Raw genomic sequence first — 21,621 nt, 5'->3', positions numbered from 1 at the left:
TATTTTTTTAGGTTTGCTGTTAATATGTGAAATATGATTAACTATTACCTCAATAAAATTGTAGTTTTCTTTCATACCCCTTTTGCGGGGATTATACCACTCAAAACCTTTAGATATGGGATGAGTGGAGGAAGCAATGCATTATTAAACCTAATCGTATTCTATATTAGTTATAATTATTTGTTTGACAGAAACCTGGTGTCATTTGCAGGTTTTGTGATCACACCATACATTGCTGCATATATTGTAGCCCTGTGCATTACTTTTCCTGTTGGTTTCTTATTGAATAAGTATTTCGTATTTCAGGGTGTAAAGGGGCAGGTAAGTAAACAGCTTAGTCTTTATGCAGGGTTAACTGTAGCCAATATATTTCTGGAATATGTTCTCCTCCATTTATTAATAGGGCGTTTTGATATTCCGGCAACCCTGGCTCAGTGCTTCATTATTATTTTACTTTCTGGTCTAAGTTATCTTTTTCAATCATACGTTACGTTCCGCAGTAGTGTAAGCTAAACTCCTGGAAGGTATATTGAAATTTTCAAAAATCATTTGATAGCTTAAATAAGTCCATATCAGTATACAGGGCACTGCTTTAAACGAATAACGAGCAAAAAACTGATCTCTGATAAATTTCGGGTAAATATCTGATGGCGCAAGTGTTGTAAATAAGATGGCGAATATGAAAAGGAGGAGGACTGGCACAGGTAATGGCCGTGGTTGTATCATAAACCAAATGGCAACTCCGCAAAATGCAATAATATAGGTAGGGGATTCCGATGAGTTACTGAATATAACTGCGAAAATCATTGCAGACGAGAGGAACATCAAACGAAAATTGAGTGATTTATATTGACTGATTCTGATGTATGGGTAACAAAAAACAGCGAGGCCGGTCATCAGAAATGGTAAGTTTGGTAGCTCTGCATTTTGAAATACTCTCCTTACAAATCCCATAATAGACATATCTTGCATTGAAGTGAGCGAGGCATTTAGTAGTTGTTTCTCACTGAGTGAAATATACCACTCCTGATATTGCTGTATAATGTAGGAGGGCCCGAAAAATACCATTGGCAAAGCGAAGAAAAATAGGGTCCAGAATACGCAATAGGCTATATACTTAGGTTTTTCCTTAGCAAAAAAGAAAAATGCAAGCCCCACAATTCCATAAAGCTTAATGAAGGTGCCAAATAAAATCAGGCAGGTAGCCCAGAAATTCTGTTTTTTCTCCACCAGCGTAAAGCTTAAGATGATGATCGCAGCAATTGAGGGATTAATCTGGCAAGAGAACATCGCTGTAAGCAATTCATGGGCGACGATCCAGTAAACAGCGGTCACTTTACTGTTTTTTAGCGGCAATGTTTGTATTGCATAGAACAGAAACAATGCATTTGCTGCTTCCCATAAATACATCCCCATAAATTCCGGCAGATAGGTGAAAGGTGCGATCACCAATGCGAAGAGCGGGCCGTAGTGATTTGTATCTGCATATTCAGGATAGGCCGTAAAAAGATTGAGGTGATCAACTGAATGGAAATATGTGTAGATAAATATCAGGTAATTATTATGATGACCACCGTGATGATATTGCTTATATGTGGTAATTGCAGGTAAAAGAATAAAGATAAAAAAGATGAATAGTCTGCTTTTGAATAAGCTGCTAACTCCAGCTGGTATTTTAATGTTTTGAAGCGTTGGTAATGACATGCCTTTAATAATCAATTGGTTTTCGGTATAACTTTATTTTCCATGAAATGGGATAGTGTAGCTGAAGGATAACCTTTCTGATTAATCCATTTCATAAAATTGTCCATTCTGCTGATCATTGCGCTACCTGAATTTTTACTTACATAAGCAGGAAAACCGAAGCGCTCTTTATCCCCCAGGTCAGTGAATTCCCAGGGATGAAAATAGATGTTTATATAATCATCTTTTTGATATGTCCGGTAGACAAGGTGTTTATAGAACCATAGTGGAAGGTTATGAAATGATAACCAAAATAAAGGAAAGCGTGATATCGGGCTTACGGAGGCCGGTATTTGCCATACACCACTTTGCTGAAAGTATGTTCTGGAAATATGACGGTTATTATATCTCCCCGGCAGCCAGGTTGGATTAATAGAGCTGTTATACACATAACCTGCCTTTTTTATTTCCGTCTCATCAACAGGCATCATTCGTGGCATTCTGTAACCCTTTACCGGAAGACCGGAGAGCTCTTCTAATATTAACCTTGATTCAAGCAAATGCTCATTTTTAAAATCGGAGTGATAATATCCGTGTGAAGCCAGTTCATGTCCTTCTGCAGCAATACGCGTAATGATCTCTGGTGCATTCCTGGCAAAAATTACAGTGCTGAAAAATGTAGCCTTTAAGCTGTGTTTTTTTAGCAGATCCAGAATGATATGGGTACCGGTTACCGAAATACTGATCTGATCTTCAAAGCTGATGTTTTTTTGATATTCAAAAGGCATATCAAACTCTTCGATGTCGAAACTTAATACTACCATATCTTAGTTTGAATTTGGAAGGTTTGTATTTCTGATAATATAATTAGGTCTGTTTTTTGTCTGCATAAACATTTTCCCAACGTATATACCAATGATCCCGAGGATAATGAGTTGCAGGCCACCGAAGAAAACCACTGTCATGATCAGTGAGGCCCAGCCGTCGACTTCAATACCCATGAAAAAGGAATACAATACATAGGGAATATACAATACAGACAACAAGGAGAAGATGAAGCCAAGGTAAGCTGCAGTATATAATGGTCTGATGCTGAAAGAGGTCACGCCGTGAAGCGCCAGTTTTACCATCTTCCTGAAATTATACTTGCTTGCGCCGGCAAACCGGGAGCTGGGCGTATAGTCAATTGCGAACTGACTGTAACCCATCCATTTGACGAGGCCGCGAATAAAAGGTTCATTCTCACCCAGATCACGAAAGACATCGATTACTTTTTTATCCATCAGTCTGAAATCAGCCGTTCCTTCCTCGATTTTAATACTGGATAGTATATTTAGTGTTTTGTAAAATAGGGAAGATGTTTTTCGTTTAATGAATGGAAGTTTTTTATCTTCAATTCTTCTTGTATAAACCACTTCATAACCTTCCTGCCATTTTTGTAACATTTCAATAATGAGCTCCGGTGGGTGCTGCAGATCAGCATCGAGTGAAATAATGCAGTCTCCCATTGCTTTGTCCAGCCCGGCTTTAAGTGCAATCTGGTGTCCGAAATTTCTGGAAAACTCTATGAAATACAGGTTAGGCTTAACCTTCGCCATTGTCTTCAGGATAAGTGCGGTCTTATCAGTACTGCCGTCATCTACAATGATAAATTCTACATTCAGTTCAGTTTGTCTGAAAACACATTCTAATCTGTCGATAATAACAACAATATTGTCTTCCTCATTATAAGCAGGAATGACTACAGAAACCAGGCTCATAGGATTACAATGATAAGAGGGATAAAATTAGATGTAGGTATGCCATTATGCTGAGAGGCTGATGTCATTTGGTTATTGTCGTTAAAGACTCGTCAAATATAATTTTTTTTCGTCAATCCTGCATGTTAAATTGTTAACCCGGTCATCATTCGGTCTGCTTCGCTGTGTCAGACGCAGAGGTCTGTAATCTATTGTTTTACAACTGTAGAATGCAACAGTTGTATTTTCCATATTCCGTTTTTATTAATTAATACAGCACTTTCAAGCCATTTTATGCTCCTTTGCTTATCGTTGATTAAAAAATCTGCAGTATTAAAATAACTGATCCATGCCACTTCTTTATGCTGTTCAGTTGTTAAAAACTCAAATTTGTTTACCCTTTTCACTTTCAGTTTTCTCAATGGCAACAGATGATTGATTAGCGTATCTGCATTCCAGACCAGACCGCCTTCCAATAAAGTAAAGTCCGCCGTAACTGTTGATCTGATTGCTTTATCATCAAGGTTGGACATTCCGTCAAAGAAGGCGATAATAGTTGCCTGAATTCCTTTGTCTGCCGCTTTTTGGGCGAATGACTGAGACGTGATCAGAACAAATGCTATAAGTGCTGATATGGTTTTCATAATTGTAGTTTAAAAGATAATGAATGATTTTCGGGAAGTATCAGGCTAGGTTTATTATTTGGTTTTTTATTAATCACCGTCGCATTAACTGCGGTAGAAACGCTATAGCTTTCCATTTGCTCATCTGCATAAGGATTACATAAACTTAGTAATTCCGGTACACTGATATCTTTACTCAACCACAATTCTTCCTCGTTTTTATCAAGTATGACGGGCATCCTGAATTTAGGATCATGAACTTTGCCGACAGTTTCATTTGCCTTTGTGGTCATAATTGTAAAAGAACGGTATACCTCACCCGAAAATCTATCTTTCCACTGGCTCCACAATCCTGCGAAGGCAAAAATATCCCTGTCCTTTAAGACAAAACGATAAGGAAGGGGCTTACCACTTTTTTTATCCCATTCATAAAATCCATCAGCTAATACCAGACATGTCTTTCTGTGTGTAAGCAAAGGAGCGTAAGTTTTCTTCGTAAGTGCATCTTCACTTCTTGCATTGAGTGTAGAGAAGTCAAGTTTTTTACTTTCCGCCCAAAATGGCACAAGTCCGAAATGCATTTCCTGCGCAATCTCCGGTTCATCTGCTGTAATTACCAGTCCTTTTTGTGTAGGTGCCAGATTGAAATTTGGCTCGTAGTCAGGTGGTAGCTTTACCAGATAGGCAATAAGCAGTTCTTTTTCATTTTTAGTGAGTGTATATCTGGCGCACATGCTCTAAGTTATCTTTTTTTAAGGAGAAAATATTACTCATTTTTTCACGATCGATATTGGTTAAGAATGATAAAACCATTCAAGCTGTTCATTGTTAAACTATTAAATAAAATTAACTCTATGGGAAATCAAAAATTTTTAATGGTGCTTGCTTTTGCAGGAATAACATTAGCAGCATGTAGTGGGAATAAAGATAGTAAAGAGGGGGCAGATAGCTCTGCTTATAACAGTTCTGTAACAGATACTGTAGCTACTGATACAGGAAGTGTTGCCCCAGCGGATAGTACACATTCCTTTAGAAATGACAGAGGAACGGATAGCGTTGGTGCAGGTAAGGGAGTACCTGAAAAGCCGTAATTTTATAGAAGCCATTGCTCATCAGTGCAATACATCTGGTGGCCATTTTTTGCTAATACGTTTTTTTATAAATGCAAAACATATTGAACCGATCTGACGTTAGATTGATGTAACAGAATTGATATGAAAGATTTAAACAACATCATAGACACCCAATTTTTTATTGGTGATGTCGTAGTATTGAAAACAGGGAGTCCAAAAATGACAATTTCGGAAATTGATATGATAAGTGGAGAAATCAGATGCATCTGGTATGCAAATGGTAAATGCGAAATGCAGATATTGAATCCTGATTTGGTTCAGAAATTCAATTTAGTTAGGTTCAAAGCTTCGTAAATGACATAATTGCTATCAATAATAACGTTATCAAATGTGCTATTGTATAAAAGAGCCCTGTATATCAAAATACAGGGCTTTCTTATACAATTATGTCAGGCTATTTGATACTTATTGCCACGCCACCACCGGCGGCTAAAGGTTGTTTCAATACCGTTTTAGCGTTTACCTTAATTTTTCTTATGGTATAACTTTGAGGATTTTTATCATAACTGGCATCCTTACCATCTGCATACACAGTTGCAGTGAAGGTCTGTCCTTTTGGCAGGTAACTAAAGGAGATATGAGCTACTCTTGGATTTTCATCAGTGATTCCTCCAACATACCATTCGTTTTTGTTTTTCGCTTTTCTGGCAATTGTTATATAATCTCCCGGCTCGGCTTCAAGTATATCAGTTTCATCCCAGTCTGCCGCCACATCTTTAATAAACTGAAACGCATCCATAAACTTATTGTAAGTCTCCGGCAGGTCTGCAGCCATTTGCAGCGGACTATACATTGTTACATACAGGGCAAGCTGATGGGTAAGTGTGCTGTGTACAAATGATGTATTTTCAGGATTATAAGCACTAACTCTGGTCTCGAAGATACCAGGTGTATAGTCCATCGGACCACCCATTAATCTTGTAAAAGGAAGGATTGTTGTATGGTCGGCATTATTTCCTCCAAATGATTCATACTCTGTACCACGAGCTGCTTCATTAGCGAGCAAATTCGGATAGGTACGATTCAGTCCGGTTGGTCTGACAGCTTCATGTGCGTTAACCATTATTTTATAATCTGCTGCCTTTGTAATCGCATATAAGTAGTGGTTTACTAACCATTGACCATAATGATGTTCTCCTCTGGGAATGATATTTCCTACATAGCCACTTTTAACAGAATTATAACCATTATTTACCATGAATTTATAGGCTGTGTCTAAGTGGCGTTCATAGTTACGCACAGATCCCGAGGTTTCGTGGTGCATGATGATTTTAATATTTTTCGCTGCTGCATACCGATGGAGCTCTTTCACATCAAAATCCGGATAAGGAGTTACAAAGTCGAACACATAGTCTTTTGTTTTTCCAAACCAATCTTCCCAGCCCTCATTCCATCCTTCTACCAATACAGCATCCAGACCATTTTTTGCAGCAAAGTCAATATATTCCTTCACATGCGCAGTATTGGCTGCATGTTTTCCATTGGGTTTTAATTTGGAATAATCTGTAACGCCGAGCTGTACATTTTCTATATCGGCATAAGCCCAGGTGCTTTTCCCTGTGATCATTTCCCACCATACACCTACATATTTAATGGGTTTGATCCACGAAACGTCTTTATATTTTGTCGGCTCATTCAGGTTGAGAATTAATTTAGATGCCAGGATGTCTGTTGCCTTATCACTCACTACTATCGTTCTCCAGGGTGACTGTGCAGGTGCCTGCATATAACCTTTATCACCAATTGCATCAGGTGTTAAATAGGATTCAAGTATCAGATTTTTATCATCCAGATTTAAGGACATGGTTGAATAATCTACCAGGGCAGCCTCATGGATATTGATATATAAGCCGTCTTTACTTTTCATCATCAGTGGTGTCTGAAGACCGGTAGGGGAAAAGGTAGTCTGAGAAGCATTAGGCGTAACAGCCTCCTTCATCTTTCCTCTTACTTCAGAAAGATCTGAAGTCATCGTACTATATTCCTGGGTGTCAAAATCACCCGGTAACCAAAATGCTTTGTGATCACCCGCTAATGCAAACTGTGTTCTCTCTTCCTTGATAATGAAGTAATTTAAATTTGGTTGTTCAGGAAACTCATACCTAAAGCCCAGACCATCATTAAACAAACGGAAGCGGATGCGGATGAACCTGTTTTTGATATCTTTTTGTGTTAATGTAACCAGTAACTCGTTGTAGTGGTTACGAATTGTTTTCTGTTCTCCTAAAACGGGATTCCAGCTTTCATCAAACGTCTTCTGCTCGGCATTAGTGACGCTGAAGCCACTAAGCATAGCGGGGACATCCTTGGTTTCTATACCCAGTTTACTGGTTTTGATCACCTTTTTTTTCTTGTAACTAAGCTGGTAAGTAGGGATTCCATTTCCCTGTAACTCGAACTTCATACTCAGGTTTTTATCAGGGGAATTAATTTCCTGTGCCCCTGCATACCATACTGATCCTAGTATAGTCGTGATTATTAATACTATTTTGCGCATTTTATGATTGATATTTGTTTATTCATTACTAACTATTTAACTATTTAACTATTCGGGAACGTTCCCGATACTTTCTAGTACTGTTTCTTTACAGTACGATATTTATATTTGACAGGATTAAAAAGGTCCTGTCATTAAAGCGACAGAACCGGTGAAGGTATCATTAAACAGCCAGCAGACCAAAACATTGATCAGCGATTTCATACTCCTCATTGGTAGGTATGACCAGTATTTTAACTTTTGAAGCTTCGGTGCCGATATCCAGGATTTCACCTTTATACTGCAGGTTTTTTTGTTCATCCAGCACGATGTTCAGATAGTCCATTTCCTTACATACGGCAGCCCGCATTGCGCTGTCGTTTTCGCCCACACCCGCCGTAAATAAAATTGCATCTACGCCATTTAACACAGCAGAGTAGGAGCCAATAAACTTTTTAATGCGATAAGCATATATTTTCAATGCCAGCTCTGCAGCAGGATTGCCTTCACTTACCAGCTTGCGGATATCCCGCATGTCACTAGAACCCCCAACACCCAGTAAGCCTGATTGTTTATTCAGTAATGTGCTTAACTGTTCCAGGGTGTAGCCCGAGTGTTCCATTAAGTGCAGGATCACTGACGGATCGATGTCGCCTGAACGCGTGCCCATCATTAATCCGCTCAATGGACCAAATCCCATACTGGTGTCTACCGATCTGCCCGATTTGATTGCAGTCATACTGCAGCCATTTCCAAGATGGATGCTGATCAGCTTTGCATCTGGTTTATTCAGCCATCTGGCAGCTTCAGCACTTACATATTTATGGCTCGTACCATGGAAACCATAAACCCTGATGCCATGTTCCTTATAATACCATTCGGGAATAGCGAAACGGTAAGCTTCTTCGGGAATACTCTGGTGAAATGCAGTGTCAAAAACAGCAATTTGTCTGGCCCCGGGAAATGTTTCTTCCGCTACCTCAATACACTTGTAGTTCACCGCATTATGAAGAGGAGCAAGGGAGAATAATTTTTTGATCTGCTGCTTCACTTCGGCAGTAATTAATGTTGGTCCGGAGAAATGTTCGCCACCATGCACTACTCTATGTCCCACAGCCGTAATGTCATCCGGACTGGCGATTACAGCATTTTCACCTTCTGAGAGGAGTACCAATACATGCTTTAATGCGTCGCCATGATTTGCGATAAAATTGTCTTTTTCGATGGTCAGTTTCCTACCTCCGATATATATTGAATGTTTAATAAACGCGCCTTCAATTCCAATCCTTTCTACCAGTCCGCTACAAACCGGAGCTTTCTCTGGCATTTTAAACAATTGGTATTTTAAGGAGCTGCTTCCTGAGTTGATCACAAGAATATTCATATGATAGTTTTCTGAATGTTTAAATGTTGTTTTGCTGTTAAATATCCTGGCACTGGATTGCTGTGATTACTACCGTATTGAAAATATCGTCGACAGTACAGCCTCTGCTCAAATCATTAATCGGTTTATTTAATCCCTGCAGCATTGGGCCAATGGCCAGTGCTCCTGTTTCCCTCTGCACCGCCTTATAAGTGTTATTTCCCGTATTTAAATCAGGGAAGATGAGTACGCTTGCCCGTCCCGCAACCTCAGAACCTGGCATTTTTTGTTGACCTACCGAAGGATCTACAGCAGCATCATACTGTATGGGACCTTCAATTTTAAGGTCGGGCCTTCTTTCTTTTACAATCGCTGTTGCTGCTCTTACACGTTCCACATCTTCGCCCTCTCCTGAGCTTCCTGAGGAGTAGGAAAGCATTGCAATCCGTGGTTCAATTCCAAAACGGGCACTGCTTTCTGCAGAGGATATAGCAATTTCTGCCAGCTGAATGGCCGTTGGGTTTGGGTTAACCGCACAATCACCAAAGATGGCCACCCTTTCTGGCAGACACATAAAGAAAATGGAGGAGACCACCGATACACCGGGCTTGGTTTTTACAAACTGCAGCGCAGGACGGATCGTATGCTGTGTAGTGTGCACCGCGCCGGAAACCATTCCATCTGCATGACCTTTATAAACCATCATGGTGCCGAAGTAAGATACGTCTGTCATCATATCCCTGGCCATTTCCATATTTACATTTTTAGTTTTACGCAGTTCATATAAGGTTTCTACGTAATCATCATAATGTTCGGAATCTGCCGGATTATGAATATGAATTGTATTCAGATCCAGATTTAAACCTAATCGTTTTACCGTTGTTCCAATTTCTAATGGGTCGCCAAGTAAAGTAATATCTACAATATCCTGACTGATCAGTCTTTCTACTGCTTTTAATATTCTTTCATCATTGCCTTCAGGAAGTACAATGTGTTTTTTCTGACTTTTGGCCCATTTGACTAATTGGTACTGGAACATATGAGGCGTGATTCCCTCATAGCGGAAGGTGATAATCTTATCATCCAGCGCCTGCATATCTACATATTTTTCAAAAATATCTATGGCCAGTTCTATCTTCTTTTTATTGTCGATCGTGATCTTCGAATGTATTGCACCGATAGCGGTAGTAGTCTCAAAAGTGCCTTTTTCTACTGATATGATAGGAATAACAGTTTGCAGACCTTCAATCAGCCGGATCATGTGCTCGTCAGGTAGCGTCCCGGCGGTAAGTACAATTCCCGCTACTTTTGGATAATTGGCTGATAAGTTTGCCTGTAAAGATCCGATAATAATGTCGCCACGATCACCTGGCGTTACGATTAATACATTTTCTTTGATGTAACTCAAAAAATTAGGTAACATCATCGCACCAGTTACAAAGTTATCTACCTGGTTGGCCATCAGGTCTGCGCCGAATAATACCTTCCCATTCAGCGCATGGGTTATCTCTTTCATGGTCGGACTCTGTAAGCCACTTTCCAAAGGGATGACGGTAATCATCAGGTCTGCCGGTAACTGTTTTGCTAAAGCAAGTTTTACCTGTTCCGCATCTTTGGGAGCAACCATATTTGCCACAATTCCCAGGACCTGTACATCCCTGAGCATAAAGTTTCTGTAGACGTTTACAGCTGTATTGATCAGCTGTGTTGCCGTTTTGTCTTTACCTGTTACCACCATCATCACAGGGGCACCCAGATTTTTGGCGATCAGGGCATTGGACTCAAACTCAAAAGCGATTCCTTCGCCTAAGAAGTCGCTTCCTTCTATCACCGTAAAATCATAATTATCTTCCAGCTTTTTATATTTGCTGATAATGGTATTGATCATGTGACCAGTATGTTCCGCTTTAGCATCATGCAGAATCTGCTGCCGTGTAAAGGCATAAGTATCCTGGTAATTAATTGGCAGGGAAAAATAGTCAAGGATAGCTTCAATGTGCTGTTCCTTTTGCTCAGAATCTTCCTGTGCAATAATCGGTTTGAAATAGCCCACCTTTTGTGTTTTGGCGAGCAACATATTTACCATTCCGAATGCGACAACTGATTTGCCAGTGTAAGGTTCTGCAGAGGCTATGAATATGTTTTTGGTCATGTCGAATTATTTATTTACCCTTAATAACGAATCACGACCAAGATAGTGGGAAAAAAATTAATTTTTGCTATTTTGAGATCCATCCTTCCGGATTTTGTGCAACCTTTCCTCTCCTGATCTGGAACTGTAATTGCGGTCTGCCGCCGTCATTTGCCACAATACCAATTGTTTGTCTCGTTGTCACCTGTGATCCTACCGCTACTGATACAGATTTTAAATTCTGATAAACTGTATAATATTCTCCATGTTTGATCAGAATGAAATAAACACCGTACTGAAAACTGGCAATTCTCACCGTACCGGCAAATACAGCACGGACTGCCGCGCCCGGGGCGGTTTCGATATTGATACCATCATTGACGTATGAGGCCTGACCTTCCATGTGTTTTCCAAAACGTTCTGTGATGGTACCATTGACAGGCCAGGGGAGGGAGCCTCTGTTTTTCTGGAAGTCGGACGACAATTTTGCTGATCCCGCACTGGCATTCAGGTAACTGCCGCTGGTTTTTGCCTTTCCGGCAGGAGCTTTCTTATTTGCTGTTCGCGCTCTCGCAGCGGCTGTACGTTCCGCTGCATCAGCTTTCTTTTTGGCTATGGCAATGTCTCTTAAAATTGCTGCGCGGATATCACGGTCCAGTCTTGCCTGTTTTTTTCTGCGAACGGCAATATCCTGTTTGTATTGTTTTTCCTGTCTGCTGTATTTATTAAGGACCAGTGCCTGTTCAGATTTGTTCTTATCCAATTTTGCCCTGTCGTTTTCCTGTTCCTGCAGCAGGTTACTTTTTTCTTTGAGATTTTTGTCAAGGATAACGATTTTATATTTCAGGTCTTTTTGACGACCCTGAATATAGTCTGCCTGTTTTTTCCTGTACTGACCAAACTGCTGGAGATATCTGATTCTTTTATAGGCCTGATTAAAGTCCTGGGAGGCGAAAATAAACATCATCCGCTCGTAAGCGCTTCGGTTGCGTTGCGCAAACCTCATCATCGCGGCATACTCATCCTTGAGCTGACCCAGTTGTCCCTTAAGGTTGGTTACCGTATGGGTATTCTCATTGATCTGATGGTCAAGATTTCTGATTTCAGTATTAATTACAGCAATTTTTTCCTGCATTAAGCCAATTTTGGCATTTAATGCATTGATCTGACTAAGCGTAAGCTTTTTGTTCTTTGCTGCTCTATTTGCATTTCTTTGTAAAAGATTGATTTCACGTTGCAATGCCTGTTTTTTTCTTTTCAGCGCTGTACTGCTTTGGGCAAATGAAAAAGAAGACGACAATATAAAAAGGCAGAGAATGATCAGGCTTTTTAAACTCATTCAGCCAAAGGTAAAGATTTTTTTAAAGCTATTAAAAACGGATGCAGCATTTGGTGATCTGATTACTGCTTTTGCAGATAGAATCCATGCATTTAGATATGGCGCAGACCATACTCATCCGCTTAAGAGGCACTGGTATACCTGGAAACGAAATAAGCAAGCCCACGCCAAAGCATGAGCGTTGCAATATCTCTCGTTTCCTTTTGAAATTACCAGTTTCCTTAAGCGAGTTTTGCGACGCAATATCTTAAATCATATTTTTTTCCGACAGCGAGCTCATGGCTGTTGTCAAAACTTTAACGAAAGTAAGAAAATTGTGCGTTATGAAATGAATTTCTGTGTTGAATTTTATCTTTAAGTGCTGATTTTAATGCTAAATCTATTTTATAATTGATCAGCTGACAGGGGTAAAATAAAAAAGGATTTATAATTTAAAATAAAGTATACTTAATTAGTAGATTATTTGTATGTTTGCAGCACACCGTTCTTAAATTTATTAATTTTATCCAGAAAGACTGAGGGAAGGGCCCTGTGATGTCTTAGCAACCTGTATTTAACAAGGTGCTAACTCCTACCGCTTAAAAGCGGATAGATAAGAATATTTTAATTGAATATAATTGTCTTTGATAGGTTTTTAAGCTTGAATAAGCTTGTTCATCATGGTCGTATAAGCGATAAGTTTATACAGGCTCCATCAGAAATCCGGGTATTAACATTATTTTTTAATCTTAAATATTTAGATGGACATGAGAATTTATTTTGACAATGCAGCAACTACACCTTTAAGCAGAGAAGTTTTTCAGGCTATGGAACCTTATCTTTTTGAAAACTTCGGCAACCCTTCTTCTTCACATTACTACGGGAGAACAGTTAAAAATGCAATCGAACAGTCACGCAAAACAATAGCAGATTTATTGAATACTGCACCTGCACAGATCGTTTTCACCTCAGGTGGTACCGAAGCTGACAATACTGCTATTCTTTCAGGAATCAGAAACAACGGGATCAAACTGGCTATCACGACACCATTTGAACATCATGCTGTATTAAATACTTTAAAATCTCTTCAAAAACGTGGGGAGATAGAACTGGTGTATCTGAATCACGATGAGAAAGGTAATTTGTCCATTCCCCATCTGGAATTATTACTGTCAGCTCATGTAAAGACATTTGTTTCTGTGATGCACGGTAATAATGAGATTGGAAATTTAAATGACATACAGGAGATCAGTAATGTCTGTTGTAGGTATGGAGCTATATTTCATACGGATACGGTGCAGAGCATGGGACAGTATCAATACAATACAAAACAGTTGAAAGCAGACTTTCTTGTGGGATCTGCGCATAAATTTCATGGCCCGAAAGGAATAGGTTTTTTGTATAAAAGCGCGGACCATGATTTATTGCCATTGATTAATGGAGGTTCTCAGGAAAAGGGAATGCGTAGCGGTACGGAAAACGTGACAGGCATTGTAGGTCTTGCAAAAGCACTTGAACTGAGTTACGGTAATCTTGAAAATAACAAAAGACATATTACGCTGTTAAAAGAGAAAATGATCAGAGATCTTATTCATCATATTCCAGGAATTAGATTCAATGGCAATTCGGCACAGACAGCTGATAGTCTGTCGACAGTTTTAAGTGTTTCCTTGCCGGAAGCGGTAAATGGAGATAGTCCGCTCAATTATCTTGACCGGCATCATATTTGTGTATCAGGCGGAAGCGCCTGCACGAGTCACAGTACGTCAGGATCTCATGTTTTGGCTGCTTTGGGTGATAATTTTGATCGAAGTACGGTTAGATTTTCTTTTAGCAGATATAATACGGCAGACGAGATTGATAAGGTAGTAAACAGGCTTGCCGGGCTGTACAAACAAGAAAGCCTGAACGAACTCAGCGCTGTGAGTTAATTTATAAATTTAAATGATTGAACTAAAAAATATTACAAAGCAGTTTCAGCTCAGGAACAGGATTGTAACTGCTTTGTCTGATGTATCTCTAAAAGTTCCGAAGGGTAAGATCTTCGGTGTTATTGGCGCTTCAGGAGCAGGAAAAAGTACGCTGATCCGTTGTGTCAATTTACTGGAAAGGCCAACCTCCGGAGAAGTGATTGTTGACGGCATAAATCTGATTGACCTTTCTTCTGCACAGCTGGCGAAAGAAAGAAGGCAGATTGGCATGATCTTCCAGCATTTTAACCTGTTATCTTCAAGAACGGTTTTCGATAATGTGGCATTTCCTCTGGAGCTTGACAAATTGCCTAAAGCAGAGATTGAGGAAAGAGTAAATGCTTTGCTGGCTTTGGTAGGACTCCATGAAAAACAACACGATTATCCTGCAAGTCTGTCTGGCGGACAAAAACAGCGTGTTGCCATTGCCCGTACTCTGGCAAGTAATCCAAAAGTATTGTTATGCGATGAGGCGACCAGTGCCCTCGATCCTGCTACAACACGTTCTATACTTGCCTTATTAAAAGATATCAATAAGCGACTGAATATAACTATCCTGCTGATTACGCATGAAATGGATGTGGTAAAAAACATTTGTGATGAAGTTGCAGTGATCAGTAATGGCGTATTAATTGAACAGGGTACTATAAGTGAGATTTTTGCACACCCAAAAACTGACCTGGCCAGGGAGTTTGTGGCTTCTTCATTAAAGATAACCCTGCCGGAAAGTTATCAGGAGCGACTTATCCCTGTGTATAGTGCCGGCAAAAGACCTTTACTGAAATTAGATTTTACCGGCCTTTCTGCCGATAATCCTGTCTTATCAGAAGTAAGCAGATTATTTGAAATTGATAATAATATAATATATGCACAAATTGAGCATTCTGGTGGCGTTAAATTCGGCGCAATGGTTATAGAAGCATCAGGTACAGAGGTGAATAACCAGAAAGCAATTGCTTATTACGAGTCCAGACAAATTAAAGTGGAGGTTCTAGGCTATGTCTGATGCAATGATCCTGCTCCTGATTAAAGGGGCTCTTGAAACCATTATCATGACTTTTGTCTCGGGCTTTTTTGGCTTTGTAATCGGGCTGCCTACCGGCGTCATGTTATATCTTACCCGTAAAGGTCAGGTGTTAGAAAATATCAGTTTGAACACCACTGTTTCCATTCTTGTAAACATATTCAGATCTATTCCTTTCATTATTCTGATTGTATGGATGATTCCTTTTACCAGAATGCTGGTAGGGACGTCTATTGGTGTAGAGGCGGCGTTAGTTCCTTTAAGTATTGGTGCAGCGCCTTTCATCGCAAGAATGGTAGAAAATAGTCTGATCGAAGTGCCCGGAGGACTGGTGGAAGCTGCGAGAGCGATGGGAGCGACTCCATTTCAGATTGTAGTTAAAGTTCTTTTGCCTGAAGCCCTGCCTTCACTGATCAATACGGCTTCTATTACACTAATTACATTAGTGGGTTATTCTGCTATGGGCGGTGCCGTGGGTGCTGGTGGATTAGGCCAGATAGGTTATCAGTACGGCTATGTAGGATACGATGTAGTCGTGATGAATACCGTGCTGTTATCCCTGGTTGCACTTGTGTTTTGCATACAATTTGCAGGTGATGCTATTTCTAAACGTGTAGACCACAGGAAATAATCCTGTTTTATTATAATAACAATTCAATGAAATCAAAAATTCAATTATTCGCAGCTATTACTGCTATGATTACCTTGTTTGGCTGCGGCAGAGGTAACAAAACAAACAATCCTGACCATATTAAAGTAGGTGTGGAGGCCGGACCGGAATATGTGGTTGCACAGGCGGCGCAGAAAGTAGCAAAAGAGAAATTCGGACTTGAGGTTGAACTGATTCAGTTTAATGATTATGTGATGCCTAATGAAGCGCTGCATCAGGGAGATATAGATGCGAACGTTTTCCAGAACAAACCATACCTGGATGTACAGGCTAAACAACGCGGGTACCAGTTTTTTATCCAGGGAAATACATTTGTTTATCCTTTGGCAGGTTATTCCAAGAAAATTAAAAGTCTCAGTGAGCTGAAAGACGAAAGCACTGTTATCATTCCTAATGATCCTACAAATGAAGGCAGATCACTGCTCTTATTACAGAAAGCCGGCCTCCTGAAATTAAAAGACGGTGTAGGGCTTCTGCCTACAATAAATGATATTGTAGATAATCCTAAAAAATTGAAAATTGTGGAGCTGGAAGCACCACAGTTACCACGATCACTGGATGACCAGAATGTAACTATTGCTATCATCAACAATACGTTTGCTACCCCTGTGGGATTAATTGCCAACCGTGACGGATTGTTTGTAGAGGACAAAAATTCTCCTTATGTGAATATCATCGTGTCCAGAGAAGACAACAAAAACGAAAGCAAAATCAAAAGGTTCGTTCAGGCATTCCATTCTGATGAAGTAGCCGCCGCTGCTGCAAAAGAATTTAAAGGTGGTGCGGTAAAGGGCTGGTAATCTCAGGAATTTATTTCTTCATAACGGAGTACCCTGTTTTTATACAAGCTGTCTATCTTGAATACATATGCTAAAATGATCAGCAAAGTTACCGGCAGGGTCACATATTCAAAAATGTCAAACTTCCACAAGCCATAACTGAGGAGCAAGATTAATCTTAAGCATTCGAGATAGAAAATCCATTTTCTCTGCTCAAGCAGTGCTCCGCAGTTGATGAGCGTGAGCAGGATGAACAAAGTAATAAATAATTTGTCATCAGTCCCTAATATAGCATAAAGGGAGGTGATCACCGTAAGTAATACAACTGCAGCTATAACCTGCAGGTTCAGATAGGTTTTGAATTTAAATCTGTATCTTGATGAAGACTTGTGCTGGAGATATTTTTGCTCCAGTGCGGGTCTTATCTCCTGATCCAGTGTTGCTGGTCCGCCGAATATTATCTTTGCCTTTTCTTTATATCCTGAAACCCTTTTACAAGCTTCGATGAGCTCAAGATAATAATGAAAGTGCTGCCAAAGGAAACTGTAACTTTTTACAGGATGCGTCAATCCGTATTTGGGACTTTCTTCTTCGCTTTGGAAAGTGCCGAAAATTTTATCCCAGAAAACAAAAACATCCCCGTAATTTTTATCCAGGTATTTTTCATCACTGGCGTGATGTATGCCATGCAGGGAAGGGGTAATCAATACATTTTCCAGCCATTTCACCTGACCAATTAACTGCGTATGGGTAAAGAAGGAATAGGCGCCATGCACAACCAGAATGGTGATGACCATATTAGGATGAAAACCCGCCAATGGCAGCACGCACCAGAAAACATTCCTGATGATGGCCTGAAAAACCGTAATTCTTGCCGATACTGTAAGATTGAACTCTTCACTCTGATGATGTACAATATGTGCTGCCCACAAAAAATTCACTTCATGGCCCAGTCTGTGATACCAGTACCAAACCAGGTCCGTAGCCATAATCAGTAATACCCATACCCACCAGACATTAGGGATATTGAATACCGCGTGATGGCTATAAATCCAATAAAAAAGTGAATAAAAACTACCTGCAATAAATAAGTTGAGCAATCGCTCGGCAATACCAATGCTTACATTAGCGATCGAACTTTCATATTTGAATATATCTGGTCTTTTCAAATGTACGGCGAGCATATATTCTAAATAAAGAAAGATAAAAAATCCTGGGATTGCAAAGGCCAAATAATTAATGTTTAGATTGAGCAGGGTATTCATAATCAATATTTTAGCTATTTTTAATTTCGGACGTTTAATTTATGAGTATCTAAATGATTTCTAACGCCTATGAAGCCTGCAGCTTATATTCATCTCTTTTGTATGCTGACGCAGGAATCATTAGAACGATAGTGGAGGCAAGATAATAAAATCTATAAAAATAGTAGACATTAATTTGTGTTATTATTGTTTATATTGTTTTTCTATTTATATGAAAAAAGAAACAGTAATTGTAATTGGGGCCGGAATAGCAGGTTTAGTTGCTGCAAAGGAATTGTCGGCGTATTTTGATGTAGTTATTTTGGAAGCTTTGTCTCGTTTTGGCGGGAGGATTGACACCATCACAGACAGTGGTTTTTCCCTGCCAGTGGAGTCAGGTGCAGAATTTGTTCATGGCCAGGCCGAAAATTCTATTGAGCTGCTGGAGGAGGCGAAACTGAGTTATCAACCTGTTGAAGGAACGTTTTATAAGATCACTAAAGGCAGATTAATGAAACAGGAAGAAATGGTACAAGGCTGGGATATTTTATTGAGCAAAATGGCTGGCTTAAGGGAAGACATGACTTTGCAACAGTTTCTTTCTACTTATTTTGAAGGAGAAAGAAACGCTGAGATAAGAAAACAGGCTATTGCATTTGCAGAGGGCTTTGATATTGCAGCCATTGAGAAGGTGAGTGTTCAGTCACTCTATAAGGAATGGTCTGATCAGAGCGGAGACAATAGAGTAGATGGCGGGTACAGTAAATTAGTGGAATACCTTGTTGAGGAATGCAGAAAAATGGGATGTACGCTGATTACCAATTCAATTGTTAAGGAGATCGACTGGACCGGAGAACAAGTTTTAGTGAAGACGCTAAATAACATCATATATGGTGGCGAATATTGTGTCGTAACAGCTTCAGTCGGTATTTTACAGTCTGCCACTTCAAAATCGGCGATAACCTTTACACCTGCTCTGCCGGAATATATGAGCGCTTTTCATCAAATCGGTTTCGGTAATGTTGTAAAAGTGGTCCTGGAGTTCACCGAGGTGTTGTGGGATAAGGACGCGGGGTTCTTTTTTAGTGACGAACAATTTCCTACGTGGTGGACTCAACTCCCAATGGAGGTTCCGCTTTTAACAGGATGGGCTGGGGGACCTGCTGCGGATCTGCTCAAGGAGCTGAATGAGGCAGAGCTGCTGGATGTAGCGATCAGGTCTGTATCTTCAATATTTAATTTAAGTATCGAAGACATACAAAAAAAGATAAAGGCAGCTCAGGTTTTTAACTGGCATAACGAGCCATTTACAGCTGGTGCGTATAGTTATCATCTGCCTGAGACACCTGAAGCACTCGATATCCTAACTCTTCCGGTTGGTGGTAAATTGTATTTTGCCGGGGAAGGATTGTATTCAGGGTCGCATCCGGGAACCGTTGAAGCAGCAATAGTTAGTGCTAAAGACGTTGCAGGTCGTTTAAAAAAAGATAAATTCAATTCAATAGCCTCATTCATTTAATATCTGGCATATCCTGAGAATTCAAGTTTCCCGACATTTTAAACCCTATCAGTGAAGTTAAAAAAGGAATCCGGGTTGATAAAATACAGCGGCACAGATGACTGATACAATCAGGACAGGTATGCAGAAGTTTCGATAAAAAGAAAATAATAATCTTAACTTTCGAATACCTGTCATATAGAAGCAAGTGAGCAATTTACCAATTAGATCGATTTTTTAGTCGTGGGGATTTTATATATTTTTTCAGGGTAAATCTCCCAGTCGCCCTCAAGGTCGAGTTGTAGTTTTTTTACAAATGATTCTTTCACATGTAAAAGGGCGGAATGGGGCAGAAGGCTGTCGTCCATGATCCGGGCATGGTGAACAGTCAACACTTCCGTAAGTTTTTCCATATCCGGCTGCTGATCTCCTTTATATTTTAGAATGAAGTTCATTGTTGTAATATAACATTCCTTTCCCCTCAAAGTTTGCGCCAAATCCCATTGGTTTTATATGCAGCGCAAGAAATTTGAGCATCTCCACTGACCTGTCCTGATTTCTTTTCATTTCATAAAAGCCTGGCATGTTCGATAATAACCGGGCTGCCATTCCTGTTGCTGCCGGGCAGGCCATGCTGGTGCCATCCATAATTGCATAATAGTCGTTAGGATAGGTAGATATAATACCTACACCTGGCGCTGTAAGGTCAGTTTCCAAACCTATATTTGAAAAATCTGCAATGAAATTATTTTTGTCGGTACCGAAAGGTTCCTGAACAGCACTTCCTTCTACAGCACCTTCAGGAAAAGTGCCAATCGTGCCCAACGCTGAAATAGCTACAGATAAGCTGTAGGCTGCCGGGAAACTGACCGCACTTCTACTGTCATTTCCATTTGCAGCAAAACAAAGGATGCCTTGGTTATAGGCATCTTTGATATAACTTGTTAAACCTTCATCATCCTCAGCCTCGCCCAAACTCATATTAATCAGGTCGCATTTGTCGGAAATTGCCTGTGCAATAGCCTTCATGATATCAAAGTTAGAAGCCCCCTCACCTTTAGGAAAGACCCGGTAGCTCATGATTTCAACACCTGCAGCAACTCCCTTTATGCCACCAGACGCTCCTATAATACCGGCGACATGCGTGCCGTGACCTTCACCATTATCCTTATAATTGTCCTCATCCTCTCCTTTAACAAGATTTTTGCCACCTAGAACGGCAAGATCTTTATGCGGGCCGACCCCTGTATCTATGATACCCACCCGTATTTTACGGTTTAACTCAGGCCAGTTTGCGGTATCATAAAAATACCGGAGACTGTCTGTATAATCAGTTTTTACCGGTTGCAGCGTAAATTTTAAATTACTGGTGAGTCTTACATTTTCCTGGAAGTAGCCCCAATAACTGTGGTCCGCATAAATATAAATGCGCTCTGCATTGTCTTTATCCAGTTTCAACTTCACCAGACCGTTTTTATCTGTTATACCCGATGCGCCTCTGCTCAAGGCAAAATCTGTAAATACCACTACCGTAATGCCTTCAATTGGCTTTTGTTCCAGGTCATTGATCGTTATCATGATTGGGCTTGCTGCCTGGATATTTTTCACTTTTGCACTAATTCTTTTTCTCTGGCACACTGCCGGACGGTAAAATTTTTCCGGAATGATACGCAGTCCCGGATAGTTGAACTTAAAATCAGGGAGTTTTACAGGATTAATCTGTATAAGTTTAGCACCATCCGTATCAATGGAGTCCAGTACTTTAACTTCTAGGTCCTGTTTTAACTTTAATTCTTTAGCTTTCTGTAATTTAGTGAGGAAATCTGCCACTTTAGGACTGTCCTCTTCATTGATCCTTGTTTTCGATACAGGAAGCAAAATGAAATTTTCTGAGGTCTCGATTTGTCGTTTCATCTCTCTGTCAATTAATCAGTAGATAATTTAAGTTAATCAATTCATGTGAAAAATCA

General features: G+C 39.9%; 20 protein-coding genes and 1 riboswitch. Of the genes, 8 read left to right on the top strand and 12 right to left on the bottom strand.

Translation table 11 applies throughout. The annotated features are described in order from the left end of the window. The first annotated feature begins 33 nt into the window (after positions 1 to 33). A complete protein-coding gene (locus OQX62_RS20685) occupies positions 34 to 513 on the top strand; it encodes a GtrA family protein (RefSeq protein ID WP_265833547.1) in 480 nt (159 codons plus the stop codon). Here the strand turns inward: OQX62_RS20685 and OQX62_RS20680 are convergent. From OQX62_RS20680 to OQX62_RS20660, 5 genes are all read right to left on the bottom strand, one after another. After that, the gene (locus OQX62_RS20680; RefSeq protein ID WP_265833546.1) at positions 481 to 1,704 is read right to left on the bottom strand and encodes a glycosyltransferase family 87 protein; all 1,224 of its coding nucleotides are present in this window, start codon (positions 1,702 to 1,704) and stop codon (positions 481 to 483) included. The genes OQX62_RS20685 and OQX62_RS20680 overlap by 33 nt on opposite strands. A gap of 11 nt (positions 1,705 to 1,715) precedes the next feature. Then, positions 1,716 to 2,507 carry a polysaccharide deacetylase family protein gene (locus OQX62_RS20675; protein ID WP_265833545.1) on the bottom strand — a complete coding sequence of 264 codons (792 nt, stop codon included), beginning with the start codon at positions 2,505 to 2,507 and terminating at the stop codon, positions 1,716 to 1,718. A gap of 3 nt (positions 2,508 to 2,510) precedes the next feature. Beyond that, entirely contained in the window at positions 2,511 to 3,443 is a 933-nt protein-coding gene (locus tag OQX62_RS20670; RefSeq protein ID WP_265833544.1) for a glycosyltransferase family 2 protein, read from the bottom strand. 188 nt (positions 3,444 to 3,631) lie between these two features. Further along, complete coding sequence (locus tag OQX62_RS20665) at positions 3,632 to 4,066, bottom strand: hypothetical protein (RefSeq protein WP_265833542.1); 435 nt, start codon at positions 4,064 to 4,066, stop codon at positions 3,632 to 3,634. Continuing rightward, the gene (locus OQX62_RS20660) at positions 4,063 to 4,779 is read right to left on the bottom strand and encodes an SOS response-associated peptidase (RefSeq protein WP_265833541.1); all 717 of its coding nucleotides are present in this window, start codon (positions 4,777 to 4,779) and stop codon (positions 4,063 to 4,065) included. Before OQX62_RS20660 ends, OQX62_RS20665 begins: the two co-directional genes overlap by 4 nt. Positions 4,780 to 4,899: 120 nt before the next feature. On the opposite strand from OQX62_RS20660, the gene OQX62_RS20655 reads away from it, so the two are divergent. Continuing rightward, positions 4,900 to 5,136: a hypothetical protein gene (locus OQX62_RS20655; protein ID WP_265833540.1), complete on the top strand. Its 237-nt coding sequence runs from the start codon at positions 4,900 to 4,902 to the stop codon at positions 5,134 to 5,136. 123 nt (positions 5,137 to 5,259) lie between these two features. Further along, entirely contained in the window at positions 5,260 to 5,472 is a 213-nt protein-coding gene (locus tag OQX62_RS25215; protein ID WP_416276594.1) for a YodC family protein, read from the top strand. Between the two features lie 100 nt (positions 5,473 to 5,572). Here OQX62_RS25215 and OQX62_RS20650 read toward each other — a convergent pair whose 3' ends face one another. From OQX62_RS20650 to OQX62_RS20635, 4 genes are all read right to left on the bottom strand, one after another. After that, complete coding sequence (locus tag OQX62_RS20650; RefSeq protein WP_265833539.1) at positions 5,573 to 7,675, bottom strand: glycoside hydrolase family 97 protein; 2,103 nt, start codon at positions 7,673 to 7,675, stop codon at positions 5,573 to 5,575. A gap of 163 nt (positions 7,676 to 7,838) precedes the next feature. Further along, positions 7,839 to 9,038 carry an acetate/propionate family kinase gene (locus tag OQX62_RS20645; protein WP_265833537.1) on the bottom strand — a complete coding sequence of 400 codons (1,200 nt, stop codon included), beginning with the start codon at positions 9,036 to 9,038 and terminating at the stop codon, positions 7,839 to 7,841. A 37-nt stretch (positions 9,039 to 9,075) separates the two neighbouring features. Continuing rightward, complete coding sequence (pta, locus tag OQX62_RS20640; protein WP_265833535.1) at positions 9,076 to 11,169, bottom strand: phosphate acetyltransferase; 2,094 nt, start codon at positions 11,167 to 11,169, stop codon at positions 9,076 to 9,078. A 67-nt stretch (positions 11,170 to 11,236) separates the two neighbouring features. Then, a complete protein-coding gene (locus OQX62_RS20635; RefSeq protein WP_265833534.1) occupies positions 11,237 to 12,487 on the bottom strand; it encodes a murein hydrolase activator EnvC family protein in 1,251 nt (416 codons plus the stop codon). A 499-nt stretch (positions 12,488 to 12,986) separates the two neighbouring features. Beyond that, a riboswitch (SAM riboswitch) is annotated at positions 12,987 to 13,086 on the top strand. A 141-nt stretch (positions 13,087 to 13,227) separates the two neighbouring features. Between OQX62_RS20635 and OQX62_RS20630 the strand changes: the two genes are divergently transcribed. The 4 genes from OQX62_RS20630 to metQ are packed head-to-tail and all read left to right on the top strand — an operon-like array spanning position 13,228 to position 16,930. Next, positions 13,228 to 14,397: a cysteine desulfurase family protein gene (locus OQX62_RS20630; protein WP_322973783.1), complete on the top strand. Its 1,170-nt coding sequence runs from the start codon at positions 13,228 to 13,230 to the stop codon at positions 14,395 to 14,397. 13 nt (positions 14,398 to 14,410) lie between these two features. After that, on the top strand, positions 14,411 to 15,442 hold the full coding sequence (gene metN, locus OQX62_RS20625) for a methionine ABC transporter ATP-binding protein MetN (RefSeq protein WP_265833533.1): 1,032 nt from the start codon (positions 14,411 to 14,413) through the stop codon (positions 15,440 to 15,442). Next, positions 15,435 to 16,091: a methionine ABC transporter permease MetI gene (metI, locus tag OQX62_RS20620; protein ID WP_265833532.1), complete on the top strand. Its 657-nt coding sequence runs from the start codon at positions 15,435 to 15,437 to the stop codon at positions 16,089 to 16,091. The genes metN and metI overlap by 8 nt, the downstream gene beginning before the upstream one ends. A 26-nt stretch (positions 16,092 to 16,117) precedes the next feature. Beyond that, positions 16,118 to 16,930: a methionine ABC transporter substrate-binding lipoprotein MetQ gene (metQ, locus tag OQX62_RS20615; RefSeq protein ID WP_265833531.1), complete on the top strand. Its 813-nt coding sequence runs from the start codon at positions 16,118 to 16,120 to the stop codon at positions 16,928 to 16,930. 2 nt (positions 16,931 to 16,932) lie between these two features. Here metQ and OQX62_RS20610 read toward each other — a convergent pair whose 3' ends face one another. After that, a complete protein-coding gene (locus tag OQX62_RS20610) occupies positions 16,933 to 18,093 on the bottom strand; it encodes a sterol desaturase family protein (RefSeq protein WP_265833530.1) in 1,161 nt (386 codons plus the stop codon). A gap of 292 nt (positions 18,094 to 18,385) precedes the next feature. On the opposite strand from OQX62_RS20610, the gene OQX62_RS20605 reads away from it, so the two are divergent. Next, positions 18,386 to 19,672, top strand: a complete 1,287-nt coding sequence (locus OQX62_RS20605) for a flavin monoamine oxidase family protein (protein WP_265833529.1) — start codon at positions 18,386 to 18,388, stop codon at positions 19,670 to 19,672. 203 nt (positions 19,673 to 19,875) lie between these two features. Here OQX62_RS20605 and OQX62_RS20600 read toward each other — a convergent pair whose 3' ends face one another. Both OQX62_RS20600 and OQX62_RS20595 read right to left on the bottom strand, forming a co-directional pair. After that, positions 19,876 to 20,106, bottom strand: a complete 231-nt coding sequence (locus tag OQX62_RS20600) for a hypothetical protein (protein ID WP_265833528.1) — start codon at positions 20,104 to 20,106, stop codon at positions 19,876 to 19,878. Beyond that, positions 20,084 to 21,565 carry a S8 family peptidase gene (locus tag OQX62_RS20595; RefSeq protein WP_265833527.1) on the bottom strand — a complete coding sequence of 494 codons (1,482 nt, stop codon included), beginning with the start codon at positions 21,563 to 21,565 and terminating at the stop codon, positions 20,084 to 20,086. Before OQX62_RS20595 ends, OQX62_RS20600 begins: the two co-directional genes overlap by 23 nt. Positions 21,566 to 21,621: the final 56 nt, after the last annotated feature.

Origin of the sequence: Pedobacter sp. MR2016-24, from assembly GCF_026239655.1 — a bacterium.
Taxonomy (GTDB): Bacteria; Bacteroidota; Bacteroidia; order Sphingobacteriales; family Sphingobacteriaceae; genus Pedobacter.
The sequence above is the reverse complement of the archived record's forward strand: the minus strand, read 5'-3'. Positions and strand labels throughout refer to the sequence as shown.